At 44.1% G+C, this 17,575-nt stretch carries 7 protein-coding genes; 4 read left to right on the forward strand and 3 right to left on the reverse strand.

From position 1 onward, the window contains the following. Positions 1-2 precede the first annotated feature (2 nt). Together LDO37_RS22805 and LDO37_RS22810 are read left to right on the forward strand one after the other, a co-directional pair. Positions 3-10,412: a non-ribosomal peptide synthetase gene (locus LDO37_RS22805; protein WP_185829874.1), complete on the forward strand. Its 10,410-nt coding sequence runs from the start codon at positions 3-5 to the stop codon at positions 10,410-10,412. Positions 10,413-10,473: 61 nt separating this feature from the next. Then, a complete protein-coding gene (locus LDO37_RS22810) occupies positions 10,474-11,274 on the forward strand; it encodes an HAD family hydrolase (RefSeq protein WP_126608786.1) in 801 nt (266 codons plus the stop codon). 134 nt (positions 11,275-11,408) lie between these two features. On the opposite strand, the gene LDO37_RS22815 is transcribed toward LDO37_RS22810, so the two are convergent. Beyond that, positions 11,409-12,779: an MATE family efflux transporter gene (locus LDO37_RS22815; RefSeq protein WP_126608787.1), complete on the reverse strand. Its 1,371-nt coding sequence runs from the start codon at positions 12,777-12,779 to the stop codon at positions 11,409-11,411. Between the two features lie 363 nt (positions 12,780-13,142). Between LDO37_RS22815 and LDO37_RS22820 the strand changes: the two genes are divergently transcribed. Continuing rightward, entirely contained in the window at positions 13,143-13,868 is a 726-nt protein-coding gene (locus LDO37_RS22820) for a carbonic anhydrase (RefSeq protein ID WP_126608788.1), read from the forward strand. Positions 13,869-14,007: 139 nt separating this feature from the next. Here LDO37_RS22820 and gatY read toward each other — a convergent pair whose 3' ends face one another. Both gatY and LDO37_RS22830 read right to left on the reverse strand, forming a co-directional pair. Then, a complete protein-coding gene (gene gatY / locus LDO37_RS22825; RefSeq protein ID WP_126608789.1) occupies positions 14,008-14,865 on the reverse strand; it encodes a tagatose-bisphosphate aldolase subunit GatY in 858 nt (285 codons plus the stop codon). An 86-nt stretch (positions 14,866-14,951) separates the two neighbouring features. Further along, complete coding sequence (locus LDO37_RS22830) at positions 14,952-16,235, reverse strand: D-tagatose-bisphosphate aldolase, class II, non-catalytic subunit (RefSeq protein ID WP_126608790.1); 1,284 nt, start codon at positions 16,233-16,235, stop codon at positions 14,952-14,954. 408 nt (positions 16,236-16,643) lie between these two features. On the opposite strand from LDO37_RS22830, the gene LDO37_RS22835 reads away from it, so the two are divergent. Beyond that, positions 16,644-17,528, forward strand: a complete 885-nt coding sequence (locus tag LDO37_RS22835; protein ID WP_126608243.1) for a substrate-binding domain-containing protein — start codon at positions 16,644-16,646, stop codon at positions 17,526-17,528. The last annotated feature ends 47 nt before the right edge of the window (positions 17,529-17,575 follow it).

The following is a 17,575-nucleotide window of genomic DNA, read 5'->3' on the forward strand; positions in this document are numbered from 1 at the left end:
AAATGAAAAAAATTACCGCATCTCCATACTCTTATTTGTTCTGGAACGAATACAAACTTAATCCGGATAGCTATGACTACAACATGGTATATGGTCAGCGAATTTCAGGTGATCTCAACATTAACCAGTTAGAGACTGCTTGTACCAAATTGTTTGAAGACCATGTGTTATTCGGAAGACACATCAGTGAAGAAGATGGTGCTTTGTACTGGGTTAAGAATACAACGATACCAAGCTTTCAACATTTCGAAGGGCGGAATGGTTATTCGCAATTTATCCAAGAGCCAATCCGATTAGACAAGGGACCGTTGTATCGCGTTGGGCTTTTCAAAATCGATGAAAATACGCACGACTTTGTTATCGTCATAAGCCACCTTCTTTTAGGTGGAGCCTCATTAGAAGAGTTTGGAAACGTCATCAGCCAATACTATATAGGCGATTATAGCCATGTATGGTTATCTGAGTCGGAGATTCACCATGCGAATGTTGCCATGCAGGACAGTGTGGATGAACTCATTGCTGAAGGGGGAGAAGATTACTGGAAAGAGAGGGTACGCAACCTTGACTTGAGCAGTGCGATTCCATTTGAGTGCGCACAAGAGGTTGAGGTCGATGTACAGGCTGTTAACTTTACACTTGCGAAAACAGAGTGGGACTCCTTAAAACAGCGGTCTTCACTTCGCCGTGTTTCTCCTTTCTTCGTTTTTTCGCAGGTTTGGGGTTCGTTGATCGCTATATGCAGTGGCGTTGAGAGCTTTGGTTTAGGGTATCCCGTTGCCATAAAAGAAGGGCGATCGATATCACTTGGATCCAATGTGAACTCCGCGGTTTTGCCGATAGACATTAGCCAAGAACGCTCGTTTAAAGAACTTTACAATGAAAACGTCGCTTCCTTCGGGAAAACCTACCAAAAAGGCAAACGTCGATACAATGAATTGCCGACGCTTGCCCTTGCCAAAGCGAGTGGTATCCGAAATGTAGACATCGCAATCTCACAAGCCGTAAGACGAGATATAGGGCTATCCATTGAACATTGCGAAGTGCAGGAAATGGAGGATGTGCACGCGGATATTGGTTCTGCCAAAATGATTGTGGAGTATATGGAGAGTGAAACGCACTTTGACTTCGCGATTCGATTCCGCAGTTCTCTTATTGACCCTGCACGTGCGCAATCCATCCCCGCTTACTTTACGGCATTACTCGAACAAGCCATGTTGAATCCTGAAGCGCCATTAAACTCACTAGTGCTGTCTCCAAAAAAAGAAATTCAACGGCTGAACCAGTTCGGTTCAACTCACGACGAGACCTCAGCCGAGTTATCTTCAATCAGCCAACGTTTTGAACAGATGGTGGAAAGCCATCCAAATAATGTCGCACTCAAAAATCATGATATTTCTTTAACGTATAAAGAAGTGAATGAACGCGCGAATCAGTTAGCTTCAGAGATCAGGTCGCTGTATTTTTCTAGCCATGGCAAGGCTGTTGAACCGGATAGTAAGATTGCTATTTTTAAAGAAAAATCGGTTCAATTCCTCATTGATGCCATTGCAATTCTTAAGGCGGGAGCTGCCTACGTTCCTATGGCGGTTGGCTATCCGTCGGAGCGAATTCAGTACATTCTTCAAGATACGCATGCAAGTATGGTCTTGACCGACAGCGAGTCACTGGTTGCACTCAGCGAAGCGTGTCAGAACCTAGAAGTTTCGCCTTATTTACTTGCTACAGATAACACAGAACTGGGCAATTCACGCAGCAAAGCGAATTTGAAACCTGTCGCAGGAGCACGCGATCTGGGCGCCATCATCTATACGTCTGGTACCACCGGAAACCCTAAAGGGGTGATGGTAGAGCAACATTCGATAACTTCGTTGGTGGCGCAGCCGAGTATTGTAGAAATTGAAGCAACGGATGTGTTCATTTTTTTATCTAGCCCAGTATTTGACGTTTCAAGCTTTGAAATATGGGGAGCGTTGTTGAACGGGGCGACATTGGTTGTTCCGGGCAATACAAGAGAAATGGCCAGTGACGTTGCAGGTTTTAAAGCCATGTTGCAGCAATACAACGTCAACATGATAGCCACAACGACAGCTTTGTTTGATCACCTTTATGTCTCCGATAATGACGTATTTAACTCTCTAAAATTCCTTATGATTGGGGGAGAGGCCCTAACGCCATCTCTCATGAATCAAATAGCCAATCAAGCGTCTCGACCAGACATTATTGTGAATGGTTACGGTCCGACAGAAGCAACGACGGTGTCTACCGCCTATCGCATTCAGCGTAATGAAACACACAATACACTGCCAATTGGCCGAGCGATACTCAATCGAAAATTGTATGTATTGAACAAGCAACGCACGTTAGTGCCTGAAGGTGTGGTTGGGGAGCTATACATTGGCGGTGCGGGTCTGGCTCGTGGTTACTTAAATCGAGATGACTTAACGCAGTCTAGTTTTGTAGAAAACCCATATGCTACCGCAGAAGACATAGAGCTTGGTTTTGACAAGATGTACAAAACGGGTGACTTAGTGCGTTGGCTACCATGCGGAAATCTTGAATACTTCGGTCGTAACGACAGCCAAGTGAAAATTCGAGGATTTAGAATCGAATTGGGTGAAATTGAAGCTGCCATTGCTGACATTGAAGGTATTGCTCAAGCGGCGGTAGTAGACAGGGAAAATGAAGGCATAAAAGTACTCGCTGCGTACTATACATTTAAAGAAGCTACGTTTGAAGAAGCCAAGTTTGAAGAAGCTGAGTTTGAAGGAACAGCCGTAGACACTGAAACCATTCGGGAAACATTAGAAGCCAAGTTGCCTGAGTATATGGTGCCGTCGAGCTTTACCTCGCTCGATAGCTTACCCATCACGATGAATGGAAAGCTGGATAAATCGGCATTACCTGAACCCGCTATTGATTCGTCGGATTTGTATGTTGCTCCTAGTAATCAAATCGAGCGCGACCTTTGCGATATATGGAAGAAAACACTCGCGGTCGAGTCTGTGGGTGTAACCGACAATTTCTTCCGCATTGGCGGCGAATCGATACTGGCTATCTTGGTCACAACGGAGCTAAGAAAAATAGGTTATACGTTGGATGTAAAAGATATCATCAGCCAGCCAACCATTGCGCAGCTTGCCAAGAGAATCAAAAACAATAACGAATTGATGCAAGATAGAGGAGCATCACTGCAACCGTTCAGTGAGCAAGGCAGCCTAAAAGGGCGCTTATCACTCAATGCCATCCAGAAGTGGTTTTTCAACCAATCTTTCACCAACCAAAACCACTGGAACCAAGCGTTTACCTTCTCGATACCAAACGACTTAGGTGTTGAAAAACTCAATGATGTTTTGACAAAGGTGGCAAAGCATCACGACATATTGCGTGCGCGCTTTAGTTTGGAAGATGGGGAAGTCATTCAAACCTATGAATCACACATGGCTGCCCCTAATATTCAAGTGTTAGAAATAGGGGAAGATTACGTCAAAGATCAAATTGCGTTAACCCAGTTTCAATCAAATTTTGATGTGTTTGAAGGACCACTTTGGAACGTCGCGTTATTGAAAAACGCACCGGCGAGGACGAGCCATGTATTCTTCGCATTTCACCACCTAATCATGGATGCGGTTTCATGGCGTATTCTAGTGAATGACATAAAGCATCTCACTGAAGGCGGTGAGTTTACTCAGAAAGGCACCAGTTACCGCCAATGGTCTCAACTGCTTCTCGACTACGCACAAGCGCACCCGAACGAAAAAGAGTATTGGCGTTCGACTTTAGAAAATGTTGAGCGTTTGCCTGTAGCGAAAATAGAATCGACTCAATCAACGCTTTCTTTGGATAGCACGTTAACTTCCAAGCTCTTGCGCAGCTCGAACCACGGCTACCATACGGAAATTAATGACCTGTTACTCAGTGCGTTGGCAATCGCCTTAAAAATGGTGACCGGTTCGTCAACACAACATGTACTGCTGGAAGGGCATGGTCGAGAAGCGATTAATGAACGAGCCGATGTCACACAAACAGTAGGTTGGTTTACCAGTATCAGCCCGATAGCATTGAGTACCGGAACTGGCATTGAAGACACCGTTATTTCAGTCAAAGAAACCGTGCGAAGCATTCCGAATAAAGGTGCGGTATTTGGTACTTTCTATCATTCCCCCGATTTTGGCGACTACGCACTGCCAAATGTCAGTTTCAACTACCTTGGGCAGCTGAGTACAAAAGGGGAAGATGAGTATTGGGCAATTCGCCCAGAGAACGTCGGACAAACTATTGGTGAAGGAAACCACGATAAAACTGCGCTGGCACTCAATTGTGTTGTAACGAACGACGAACTTGTTATCTATATCGACTCGCGTCTTAACTCTGAATCCACATTTGCTTTTGAAAAAGCGCTAAAAGATTCGCTGATAAACGTTATTGATCATACAGATATGCTGGGGAATAAAGGCGGAATTAAAACGCCAAGTGACTACGCAGTACCGTCGCTTTCGATTAGTCGACTAAGGCGATTACAAAACCGCTTTGCCGATATTGAGGCTATTCACCCAGCAACGCATTTGCAGCGCGGCTTGGTATTCCACAGCCTTAATCACCCAAACGACGATGCCTACCGAGTTCAATTACTACTGGATTATGCGTGTGCGCTTGACATAAAAACGTATGTTAAAGCTTGGACGTTAGCAGCAGAGACGTTTCCTATTCTTCGAACCAGCTTCGATTGGGAAGACGGTGAAATCATCCAAATTGTTCACCGCAATGCGAAGTTAACCGAAGAGGATTTCGAGTGCGTTGACTTAACCTCACTTTCGCCAGATCAGCAAGAAATTGAAATTGGTAACATTCAGCGTTTGGATCGAAACAAAGCGTTTGATTTGTCCCAGCCAAAACTGATTCGATTTGTCGTTATTAAACTCGCAGAACAGCGTTATACCTTGTTGAAAACAGAGCACCACTCCATTTGTGATGGCTGGAGTATCCCACTCCTGTTAGGCGCAGTGCATGAGTATTATGATGCGAGTGAGAACGGGGGCGAGATACGAGTAAACCCAGAGAACACTTACCTCGACGCGCAAGCATTCTTGTCTAGCCAGCAAAAAGAAACAGATGCGTTTTGGCAAGACAAGAAGGCGTTATTTGAACAAGCGAACGACGTAAGTGTCATGTTTGATAAAAAAGTGCCATTGACTGATATTGATGAAATACCCAACCCATCAGAATCGTCACTACGCATTGATGGAGACGCATACCACGAGTTGAAAAGACAATGTGTGTCTTCGGGTGTTACTGCAAACGTGGCGCTTCAGTTTGCGTGGCATAAATTGATTCAAGTTTTCACTCAAGATGAACAAACCAACGTCGGCACCATCGTTTCAGGACGAGCCATTCCGGTCGAAGGAATAGAAAAGAGTGTTGGCTTATACATCAATACCTTGCCACTTACCGTCAATTGGTGTGAGGAACAATCGGTTCAGCAAGTGCTAAATGGTATCCAAGAATCTATCTCGGAGCTGAACAGTCACAGTAATATCGCATTGTCGGATCTGCAATCCGATGGCGAGCGTTTGTTCCACAGCATTATGGTATTTGAAAACTACCCAATGCCGGAGAAGGTAACGGAGGGCATTGGCGCTCATATCGAATTCCGTTCTTCTGTCGAAAAACTGGATTACCCGCTTGTACTGATGGCGTATGAACACGATGAATCGATGAGCCTTGTTCTTAAGTACGGTCAGGAATGGTTAGGTGAAGTGTCTTCCCAGCGGCTGCTTAACTTACTGGTTAGCATACTCAATTCATCGCTGGGCGATACCACGTTGCTACAGAAAAATATCGTAGCTGAGCCCACATACCAAGTGAGCCGCTGCAGCCAAAGCCAACGATCCACTCATACTCTACAGCATTGGTTTGAGCATCATGCCAATCAGACACCAAACGCTATTGCGCTAGAGTCCGAACAGCAGCAGCTCACGTATGAGCAAGTAAATAGTAAAGCCAATGCGCTGGCGCACTACATTCAAAATTGGCACCGAGAAGCGTACCAAACCGACTTGGAACCGGATACTTGCATCGCCCTGTATCAAGATAAATCCATCGATCTAGTGATCAGTATGCTGGCGATACTCAAGGCGGGTGGCGCTTATGTACCAGTATCCACCACCTACCCAGTAGAGAGGGCTTCATTTATCCTCGCGGATACAGGTGTTAGCTTGGTGCTGGCAGACAGGCAATCTTTAGTTGATAGTGAAGCGCTTCAAGCAAGGCACACAAATGCAAGCTGGGTTGCTGTCGATGACTTGGATCTAAGCGCGCACCTGAATTCGAGCAGTAATGTGATATGTCAATCCAGTAGTGACAGCTTAGGCGCGATCATCTATACCTCCGGAACCACGGGTAACCCCAAAGGCGTCATGATTGAGCAACATTCCATGGTCGATCTTGTTGTTCACGCGAACTACATCGACATTGATAGCCGCGACACCTTCCTGTTCCTGTCCAGCCCAGTGTTTGATGCGGCGACGCTAGAAATTTGGGGCGCGTTACTAAACGGTGGCAAACTCATCATTCCTGCCGACACCAAAGAGCTGGCAAGTAACATTGAACGTTTTAGGAGTGTAATAGAAGACGTATCCATTCTGTGGGTGACACGCAGCCTGTTTGATTACCTCTATATTGCTGACAAAACCCTTTTTGCTAACTTGAAGTACTTACTCGTTGGTGGCGAAGCGTTAACACCAGAAATTATGAAGGAGTTAGCGGAATCTCCACACAAGCCCGATCATATTCTTAATGGTTACGGTCCGACGGAATGCACAACATTTACGACGACCTATGAAATAGAATCCGGTCTTACAGACAAAACCATACCCATTGGTGCGGCTGTGCCTCATCGTGAGTTGCATGTGTTGGATTCGCAACTACAGCCACTCCCTCAAGGTGCCATTGGTGAACTGTATATTGGAGGCAGTGGGTTAGCTCGTGGCTATTTAAATCGACCGGACTTAACGGAGAAGGCATTCCTATCGAGCCCATTTACACAAAATAGCGAGATGGATAATCAAGAGAGTAGGCTATACAAAACAGGCGATCTCGTACGTTGGCTACCATGTGGAAATTTAGAGTACCTCGGTCGTAATGATTGCCAAGTTAAAATACGGGGTTTCCGAATTGAACTGGGTGAAATCGAAAGTAGGTTAAACCAGGTTTCAGGGGTTAAACAGGCTGTCGTGATTGATATCGAAGAAGATGGTAATAAGTCTCTGGCCGCCTATATCGTACCGACAAACGAGACTTGCCAAATTGAAGAAGTACGCCAGACGTTAGAAAACCAACTTCCGGATTACATGGTGCCATCCAGCTTTACGGTGCTAGAGAGCATTCCTCTAACGGTGAACGGGAAACTCGATAAACGAGCGCTACCAGAACCCACCATGATAGACGATGACAATTACGTAGCGCCGAGAACACAGATAGAAAGAGATCTTTGTGCTGTTTGGATGCAGGTATTGGAGCTCAAAAAGATAGGTGTTAGGGATAATTTCTTCCGAATTGGTGGCGATTCCATCCAGAGTATTCTTGTGACAACGGAACTCAGAAAGCTTGGATATGTGTGTACCACTCGCGCCATTTTTGAGAACAAGACCATCGAATTGCTGGCTAAGTACATTGCCGAAAATGACACACAAAATGACATTGTGTCGGAGCAGGGTAACCTTGCTGGCGAGTTCGATTTATTGCCCATTCAGCAATGGTTTGATGAACTGAAATTGGCAAATTCTAATCACTTTAATCAGTCTTTTCTGATTCAAGTCCCCAACTTAGACGAAAGCCGCTTGAATGTCGCAATTCAAAAGTTGGTGGATCAGCACGATGCGCTGAGATTACGTTTTACACGCCAAAATAGCCGTGTTGTCGCGCAAGAATATATTGATAACGTTCATGTGCCAGCGGTGTTGTGTTGCGATTTAAGGGATACTCAAAACCAAATCCATAACTTAATGACACAATGGCAGAGCGACTTCGATATCGAAAACGGACCGCTTTGGAAGTTTGTGTACTTGGACGGTGGTGATAGCAAGAGTCGTGAAAGCAAGGGGGATGAGAGCACAGGGTCGATGATTTACTGTGCGTTCCATCACTTGGTCATGGATTCTGTGTCTTGGCGTATCATCGTCGATGACTTAGAAAGGTTCTATGAAGGTGAGCAACCACAAGAAAAAGGCACAAGTTATCGCCAATGGGTGTTAGCGGTTAAGGACTACGCGAAACATCATTCAAGTGAGCAAGAATATTGGCTCGATCAAACGAAAGATCAGCCCGATTATCAGGAGCACCCAGACGTAACGCCGGAAACGACGGTGGCAAAGGTAACGCTGGATCCTGTCAGAACATCGAAATTACTGGCCGAGGCGAACCACGTTTACAAAACGGAAATCAATGATTTGCTCTTAACGGCTTTAGGCATGAGCCTTAAGGGATGGCATGGTAATGACGATTCATACATAACGCTGGAAGGACACGGTCGAGAAAACATTGGAGAACAATACGACATTAACCAAACTGTCGGTTGGTTCACGACGGCGTTCCCAGTCAAAATCCTCAGCGAAAACAGCCTTGCTGCGAGTATTCGAACAAACAAAGAAACCTTGCGCCAAATTCCGCAAAAAGGGTTGGGTTATGGCGCGTTGAGAAGTTTCTTACCCTCGAAAACAAATCGCCTAAAACAGCAGGTGTTGCCAAAGGTGAGCTTTAATTACCTCGGTCAATTTAGCGCGAGCCAAGAAGCGAATTCGTGGACATTGGCAAACCAATATTCTGGCGAGGAAATAGCCGCTACGAATAAGAGTGACAATGTTCTTACTGTGGCAGGTCGGGTTCAAGATAACCAATTGCACATGGACGTGTTAGGCAGCTTCAAACAAGAAAAAGTGGCTAAAATTGCCCACGATTTTATTGAAAGCCTAGAAGCCATCATTGATCACTGCACACAAGAAAACTTGCGTGAAACCTTTACGCCGAGCGACTTTCCTAATTCAAAAATCAGTATGGAAGAGCTTGATCGGATTCAAAACCAGTTTGAGATTGAATCCGTGTATCAAGCAACAGGCGTTCAACGTGAGCTAATGTACTTTAACCGGATAAACCCAGATTTTCAGATAGACCAAAATGTCACAGAAATTAAGGGGGATTTTGATCCAGAAATACTTGAACAAGCGTGGAATTTAGCGGCTCAACGATACGATGTGTTAAGAGCCGGGTTTACCGACAAAGCGTTTGCAGGCTACCCTAATCTGTTTATTAAAAAGAAGGTGACAATCCCCTTTGAAATGATGGATTGGACAGAAGTTGATAACGAACGGCTAGAACAAAAAATACGTGACAAAACGTTGTTAGAGCGGAATACGCCGTTCAATATCGAACATGCGCCACTGATAAAACTCGTGTGTATTCGCGCATCACAAGGCAGGCACTATCTAATTCAAACCTTCAATCATATTTTGTTTGATGGATGGTCGGTTGGAATTTTAAATGCCGAGTTGATGAAGGACTATCGAGCACTAATGTCAGGTAAACCTGTTTCGGTCACACCGTTAAGCTTTGAGCCTTTCCCAGAGTACTTACTGAACACGTTTGATCGTGAAGGAGCGGAAGCATTTTGGGGAGACTACCTAAAAGGGGCATCTTTGAATCAACGCTTACCGTTGTCTAACGAGAAACCCATAGATACGTTTGTAGAAAAGCGGATGAAGGGTATTGGTGGTCAGCTCACACAAGCCCAAACAAGCAAGCTTTATCAGTTTGCGGAAACCAGTGGTTACACACCGAATCAGATAACACAATTGGCTTGGTGTGCAACCTTGGCAGAGGTTTTGGATACCGAAGACATCTGTATTGGTACCACCATGAGTGACAGACCAGCGGAAATCGACAATGTTGAGTCTCTATTTGGTTTATTTGTTGCCAGCCCAGTGTTACGAGTAAAAGGGATAAAGAACAAATCCGTAGGGAAACATTTGGAGGACATTGCGCTAAGCCAGCTTGATAGGCAGCAATACGCTTTCCATGAGATTAATCACTACGATGAGCAATGGGTACCGACCTCACCATTTGGCAGCTTATTTGTGTTTGAAAACATGCCGGATGGTGAAACAGAGGAAAAACCACCTTTTGAATATGAAGTGGTTGACGTCGTGAGTGGAAGTAACCACCAAACGGTTTTGTGCTTGGTTCCAACGCCAGACAACTTGATGTTAAAGCTGTTTTTCGATTCTAACGAGCTTTCTAAGCAACACGTTCAAGAGGTGTTCGATCGATTCATTATGAATGTGGATCTACTTACGGCATCACAAGACGTGTTATCAAAAAGCCTAAAACATGCCGTTGAAGGAACAAAAGCTATCGCTTTGTAATGCTCTAATTTATTGGTTGACTTAAGCCGCTCTGTAGCGGCTTTCTCTAAAGGAATATTATATGTTTCAAGCAATTGTATCGGATCTCGATGGAACTCTATTGAATAGCCAAGGGGAGTTATCACGTGAAACGATTCAGGTACTGGAAGACTTTCATCAGGATGGCGTTACGGTAATGGTGGCAACTGGGCGCTTTGACACAGACGCTAGACGTGCACTCACTGGGCTTTCGTTTAATCCGGTTATTGTTTCTTGCAACGGGGCGATGATTAAAGGCGCCGAATCTTACGCACAGTTTACACAGTGCTTACCAATAACATTGAGTGAGTCCCTATTGAACCGGGTGATAGATCTTCCATTCCATATTACGGTGTTTTCGGAAAAAGGTTGGCACATGGTTGAAGAGAACCCTTTCTTTGAAGAGTACATAGCCCAGTCGGGGTTAACCTGTGATTACATCACGGAAGAAGAGATAAAGAGTATAGAAGCACTTAAAATTTTGCTTCAAGGAAGTGAAGAACAAGTGAACCATTACTGCATGATCTTAAAAGAGGAATTTGGCGAACATACCAATATTTGCAAGTCCTCCCCAAACACCATCGACATTGTGATGAAAGGGCTTTCTAAAGCAGAAGCGATAAAGCATTTTTTATCGAAGAAAGGCATAACCATGAACGATGTTGTTGCCTTTGGTGATGCAATGAATGACTTAGAAATGCTGCAACAAGCGGGCGAAGGCGTCGTTATGGGTAATGCGATGCACGAGTTAGTTGAAGCGATTCCTCAGTGCACAAGGACGCGGTCAAACGATGAAAATGGCGTGGCATATTTTCTTACCGCTTTAAAAGAAACTGAGGTGTAATTCAACAAAGAAAGAACAGCGCAACTGAAACCAAAAAAAAGAAGCTCCGACTTTTAGGTCGGAGCTTCTTTATTAGTGAGCTAGCCTATGAATTTTTCTAAAGGTTGAGGTATCAGGCGCAATGAATTCAGCGATTACTTAGCCATATAGCTATAACGAACGGATTCATCTTGTTTGTGTATCCATTTCAACCTGAGCGACAGCAGTAAAGCGGCTGCTGATAGCCCGACAATAAACCCTACCCAAAAGCCTGCAGCGCCCATGGGTTCGCCAAAGATATCCGTCATCCCGAACGCGTACCCGGCGGGTAAACCAAGTAGCCAATAAGACACAAAGGTGCAATAGAATATGGCTCTCATGTCCTTATAGCCACGAAGTGCGCCAGCGGCGATAACTTGGATGGTGTCTGCCATTTGGTAAGCGGCAGAAAACAGAAGTAAATGCATGGCAAAGGTAATGACAGAAGCATTGTCTGTGTAGAGCTCTGTAATGGCCTCGCGAAACACCACGGTTAAAATACCGGTTAACACCGCAAGAGAGCACCCAACGATAAACCCAACATTGGCAGAAACTTTGGCACCGCTTGCGTTACTTTCTCCAAGTTGGTGCCCAACTCGAATACTCACTGCTGCCCCTAAACTGAGAGGAAGCATAAAGATAAGCGAGGAATAATTAAGCGCTATCTGGTGCGCGGCAACCACAACCGATCCTAGAGGCGCAATAATGATGGCAACAACGGAAAAGAGCGTGACCTCGAAGAAAATAGACGCTGCAATTGGGAATCCCAATTTAAATAGCCTGTGCTGAGCGCTGAATTTAGGCCAATACAATTTAGAAAAAGTGCCAATAGGTTTGAGCTTTCGCGCGGTCACAACATAAAATACCATGGCAGAAAGCATTAACCATTGAACAATGGTTGTCGCCACACCACAGCCAACGCCACCGAGTGCAGGTGCACCAAACTCCCCATAAACAAACATCCAGTTCAGAGGAATGTTCGCAAAAAGACCGATAAAACTGATGACCATGGCGGGTTTGGTTAATGACATACCATCGGTAAAACTTCGAAATGCCTGAAAAAGCATAACGGCAGGCACCGCAGGCATCACCATGTTCATATAGCCTGTTGAAATATCTTCAAGTTTAGGCTCGACATTCATTAACCCAAGAATCCACTGCACTTGAAAGAAAACAGAGATGATAGGCACACTGACAAACAAGCCCATTGCGATAGCCTGTTGCACTTCATTCGCAATTTCGTTTTTACGATTCGCTCCATTGAGCTGCGCTACGATTGGCACTAGCGCCATCAATATGCCGATTCCGAACAAAATGGTTGGTAACCAAATGCTGGTGGCAATCGCAACACCTGCGAGATCGGTTGCGCTTACTCCACCAGCCATTACGGTATCTACGAATCCAATACCCGTTTGTGCAACAGATGCGAGAAGAATGGGGGTAGCCAGTTTAACGAGACGTGATATTTCATCTTTATAGGTTTGCACTTGTGCTCCATTGCTTGAGTATGAGATTACTCAATTTCGATGAAAACATAATAAAGAATTGCCTACGCAGAGCATAGAAGTAATCCGAGAAATTCAGTAACAAAGTTGGGAATGCAGAGAATAATTAATAACAAAGATATTAATAATTTAGCATTAATATCAAGGATAGATGCGTGTCTCTTTTTACCACGAGAAAAGTAAGGGGATATGCAATGTGTTACATCAGTGCAATATGTGAGAAATGAAATCATTAATTGCATAAAAATAGTTAAGGGCATTCCGCAATATAGTGTTTCCGTGGTTTTCATACCTCACCTTTAATTGGTTAATGCGTGAGAATTGTTAAGTGAAAGAGGGAACTATATGAAAAATGTAAAATTGACACTGGTCGCAGGCGTTTTGGCTTCATCATTTGCTCTACCTTCGATGGCAGCAGATTGGTCATATGAAGGAAAGCATGGTGTTGACGAGTGGGCAAAACTGTTCGCAACGTGTGGGGAAGGGAAAAATCAGTCGCCAGTGAATATATCTGACGCACTAAAAGCGAAAAAGCAGCCAGTAACACTGACGTATCATGGTTCTGCGACCGAAGTTGTCAATAATGGGCACGCTATTCAAGTGAACGTTGAAGGGCACAATACGCTTACTTTAGAAGGTGGAGAATACGAACTGAAGCAATTCCATTTCCACACGCCTTCCGAGAACACCATTCTAGGCAAACAATTCCCACTAGAAGTTCACTTTGTACACGCCAATACAAAAGGGGAGTTGGCCGTTGTTGGTATTATGTATGAACTGGAATCTAAGCCAAATCAGTCTCTGAAAGCATTGCTGAGCGACACATTGAAATCTAAAGAGAAAAAACCGTTAGATGCGGGTTTCGATCTCGCACAGTTGTTGCCAGAGGAGCAAGATTACTACCGCTTTAACGGTTCACTCACCACACCACCATGCAGCGAAGGTGTGCGTTGGGTGTTAATGAAAGAGCCGTTGAGTGCGAGCAAAGATCAAATCGATACGTTTGCTCAATCGACGGGTATGAATGCGCGTCCGGTTCAGCCTATTAATGGACGCATCGTCGTAAAATAGCCCATTCAGGTTTGAGTCGAAAGACATTAGAAAGAAAAAGCGCCTATGTTTTTCAATGAAAACAGGCGCTTTGTACCCAAATAATCTCAAGATGCAGGATTAAGAGCCACATAATTTGTTCTTAATTTTTCCAAGTAACTTAAAGTTTTCCTTCGCTTTTACACATCAAGATTTTTTCTTTAACCAACTTTGCCATGGCTGCTTTTGGCGCTTCGTTGTAAATTCTTGGATCGTTGACCGTCGGATCCTCATTAAACGCATGTTTTAAGGAATCAGCAAAGGCGATTTTTAATTCAGTAGCAACGTTGACTTTAGCAACGCCGTGAGAAATGCAGCGCTGGACATCCGTAACACTGACGCCCGATGCACCATGCAATACCAAAGGAATATCAATGAGTTTTGCTATTCGCTCTAAGCGGTCGAAGTCTAGTCTCGGTTCGTCTTTGTACAGCCCATGAGCCGTCCCTATTGCTACTGCAAGTGAATCTATATTGGTTTGTTCTACCAGCTTTACCGCGTCTTCAGGGTTGGTATAAGGGTCCGCGACCGATTCGACAATCAAGTCATCTTCTTGACCTACAAGCTGACCAATTTCCGCTTCCACACAGCAGCCATAAGAGTGGCAAAGGTTAACAGCAGCCTTTGTGAGTTTTATATTGTCTTCCAATGGCAGAGCACTACCATCGACCATTGCAGAGCGAACACCAAGCTTCACTTTTTGTTCTATATCAGAGATTTCATGGTGATGATCAAGGTGGATAACAACTTGGATATTCCTTTCATACGCAGCCGCATTCACCATATGGATAAGCTCTCTCGAACCACCGTATTGATAGGTGCCTGGTGTGCCAGCCAAAATAACGGGGGATTCCATTGCTTTGGCAGTATCTAAGATGACTTGCACTGTTTCTAGGTTGTGAAAATTAAACGCGGGAACGGCGTAACCTTCATGCCTTGCTTTGTTTAACCAGTAATTGCTATTTATGATGTTGTTCATAAATTTTCCCTTTTAATGAATGCCCGCGTTATCTAAAGAGACTAACGGCGAGAGCAAGCGGTAAAGTTAAATGTGATGACTCGTGCTTACGTGTTTGAGTGGCACGCTTGGCTATAGGTATTGGTGACTTCCATGATCTTGTCTAAAACGATGTCTTTCGGGTGGCTTGATATATCCCCATTGCTTATTTTTTTTGACTGATTTGGTAAGTACTGGCTTAACAACGTTATTGGAGGAGGAGAGTGAACCAAATTTTCGAATAACTGCTCTACGGCCAGTTTTACCTTCTTATTTGGCCAGTAATATCGAATGCGGTCGCTCAAACTGTAGTGCCTGTCGATATACTGCTGCTTACCAGATGTGTCGTAGTAGCGCTGCCAATAAATCGGTTCGTTTGTCATGACCTCTTCGATTACATTCTTAAGATCTGAGCTCTCTTTCTTGTCTATCCATTCTTGTTCCACATCGGCTAACGCAAAAAGTGCCTCGCGCAGAGCAAACGTTAAGGCTGGTCCCACCTTAAGAATCGCGAAATGATCTTCGACGAGTTGTCTGTATGCGCTTTGGCTTTGGTAATCGGTGGAATGTGCTTCAAACAGCAGATTTTGGTGACCTTCTATCATGCTACTTAAAGGTTTTGCTTTTTCAGTTTTATAATGCGCGACGTTGTGGTGATCAAACTCGACACCGGGTTGAACAACGAGACCGATAACCCGTTGCCAAACCTCTTCTAAACCCTTGCTTTCAAAGGTTTTTTTATGAACTCTGATCGTTTGTTCTGCCGCTTTGTCGTCGGTGACTTCAAGGGTATGATCAAGTGGCTCTAACGCGCCACCTGGTGTAGGTACCTCAGTGCCAATGATATAAACAGGTGCCGGTCCGCCGAAGACTTTCCAAGTTTCTTCTGCTACCAAGCAAAGAACAGCTGCGCGATGCGCGATTGTTTCATCACTAAGCGGTGTGGGGTCGTCTGAACAAGGCATTGAACAATCTAAGTGAATTTTTCGAAATCCCGCCTCTATATAGCTTCGTATTAAGTCTTCAGATTTACTCATTGCAGACGCTGCTGGTTCTGATTGCCAGCAATTAGGACCAAGATGATCACCGCCCAGCAGAATTTTATCCAAAGGCATTGATATTGATTCAGCGATAGAAAAGACCAATTCCCTAAATTCAATTGGGGTCATCCCTGTATACCCACCAAATTGGTTTACTTGGTTGGAAGTGGATTCGATGAGAACGGGCTGTCCATCTTGTAAACACTGCTTTAGCGCCGCTTCTAACACTAAGGGGTGTGCAGAGCAGACGGAATAGATACCGACTCTTTTCCCTGATTTATGCTGCGTAACCAAATTAAGCAATTCTTTCACTTTATAATCCTTTCGAAAGCTTTCTTTTTGTTGTTGTTGGAATTTAAAAGAAAGAGATCAAAAAAAACAACAGATTGATCACATAGATTGAAAAATGCTCTCAAAATACCAATTAGTGTGATTATTATCACAATAAGTTTATTTTATTATTCATTTAAACCTACTTTACGGCGTTTTAATGATTTATGTATCAATAAATTTGATCAACATCTAACTTGTGTTAACTTTCTTTTGCTTTTTATATCTTGTTGTGTCATTTTTGTACTTGCTGAATTCGGTGGTCATAAAACGTACACCTAACTGGGTAATCTAAAATAAATGAGTGACCAGTTACATATACGGGCAGGCTGCTAATAGATAAATGGACGAATAACGTCCTAATCAAACGTGGAATACAAGGAAAGTAAGATGAAAAATTTTAAGTACCTATTTACTTCTTTATCAATTTTGACAGCGTTCTCTATGAACGTTCACGCTGCCAATGAACACACCATTTGTGCCTCTTTACTTACTCAATCGCACCCTTTTTACATTGCCTTAGGTGAAGGTTTAAAAGCAGGAGCGAAGGAAAACAAAGCGGATTTAAAAGTATCCATTGCGAACCAAGATTTGGCTAAGCAAATCAGTGATATCGAAGATTGCATAATTAAAAATGTAGACGCAATTATTATTTCACCTGTCGATTCTAAAGGCATCCGAGGACCTTTGAAAAAAGCAGAGCGCGCCAACATTCCCGTGCTCACAGTGGATATAGGGGCGGAGAACAGTAAGGTGGTTTCACATATTGCGACCGACAATTATGGTGGTGGTGTGGAAGCTGGGAAACTCGCTAAGAAGCATTTACAAGGTAAGGGAACGGTAGTGATGCTGTCTTACCCTGGCATTTCTTCAGTAGAAAACCGTTTGCGTGGTTTCCGTGATGCAGTAGCTGATACAGACATTGAAATCGTTGCTGTGCAACCTGGAAAAACACGTGAGGAGTCTATGACCTCAACGATTAACATGCTTCAAGCCAATCCAGAGACAGATCTGATTTTTGCGTTTGGTGACGACATGATGATTGGTGCGGGCTTGGCGGTAACCAAGCAATCTTCAAAAGCCGTTGTTATTGGCTTTGATGGTATGCCAGAAGGGATCAAAGCCGTGGATGACAATGCGCATCTTATTGGGGTGGTTAAACAGGATGCCGACACTATGGGTAAAACTGCGGTAAAAGCGGCCGTTGATCACTTAAATGGTAAGAAAGTCGATTCTGAATACCCAATTGTGCCTGTTCTTTACACTGGAATGTAGTTATCGGAATGAAATAGAGCTGAGAAGCTCTATTTCATTCAGGACGT

The organism is Vibrio penaeicida (assembly GCF_019977755.1).
Taxonomy (GTDB): domain Bacteria; phylum Pseudomonadota; class Gammaproteobacteria; order Enterobacterales; family Vibrionaceae; genus Vibrio; species Vibrio penaeicida.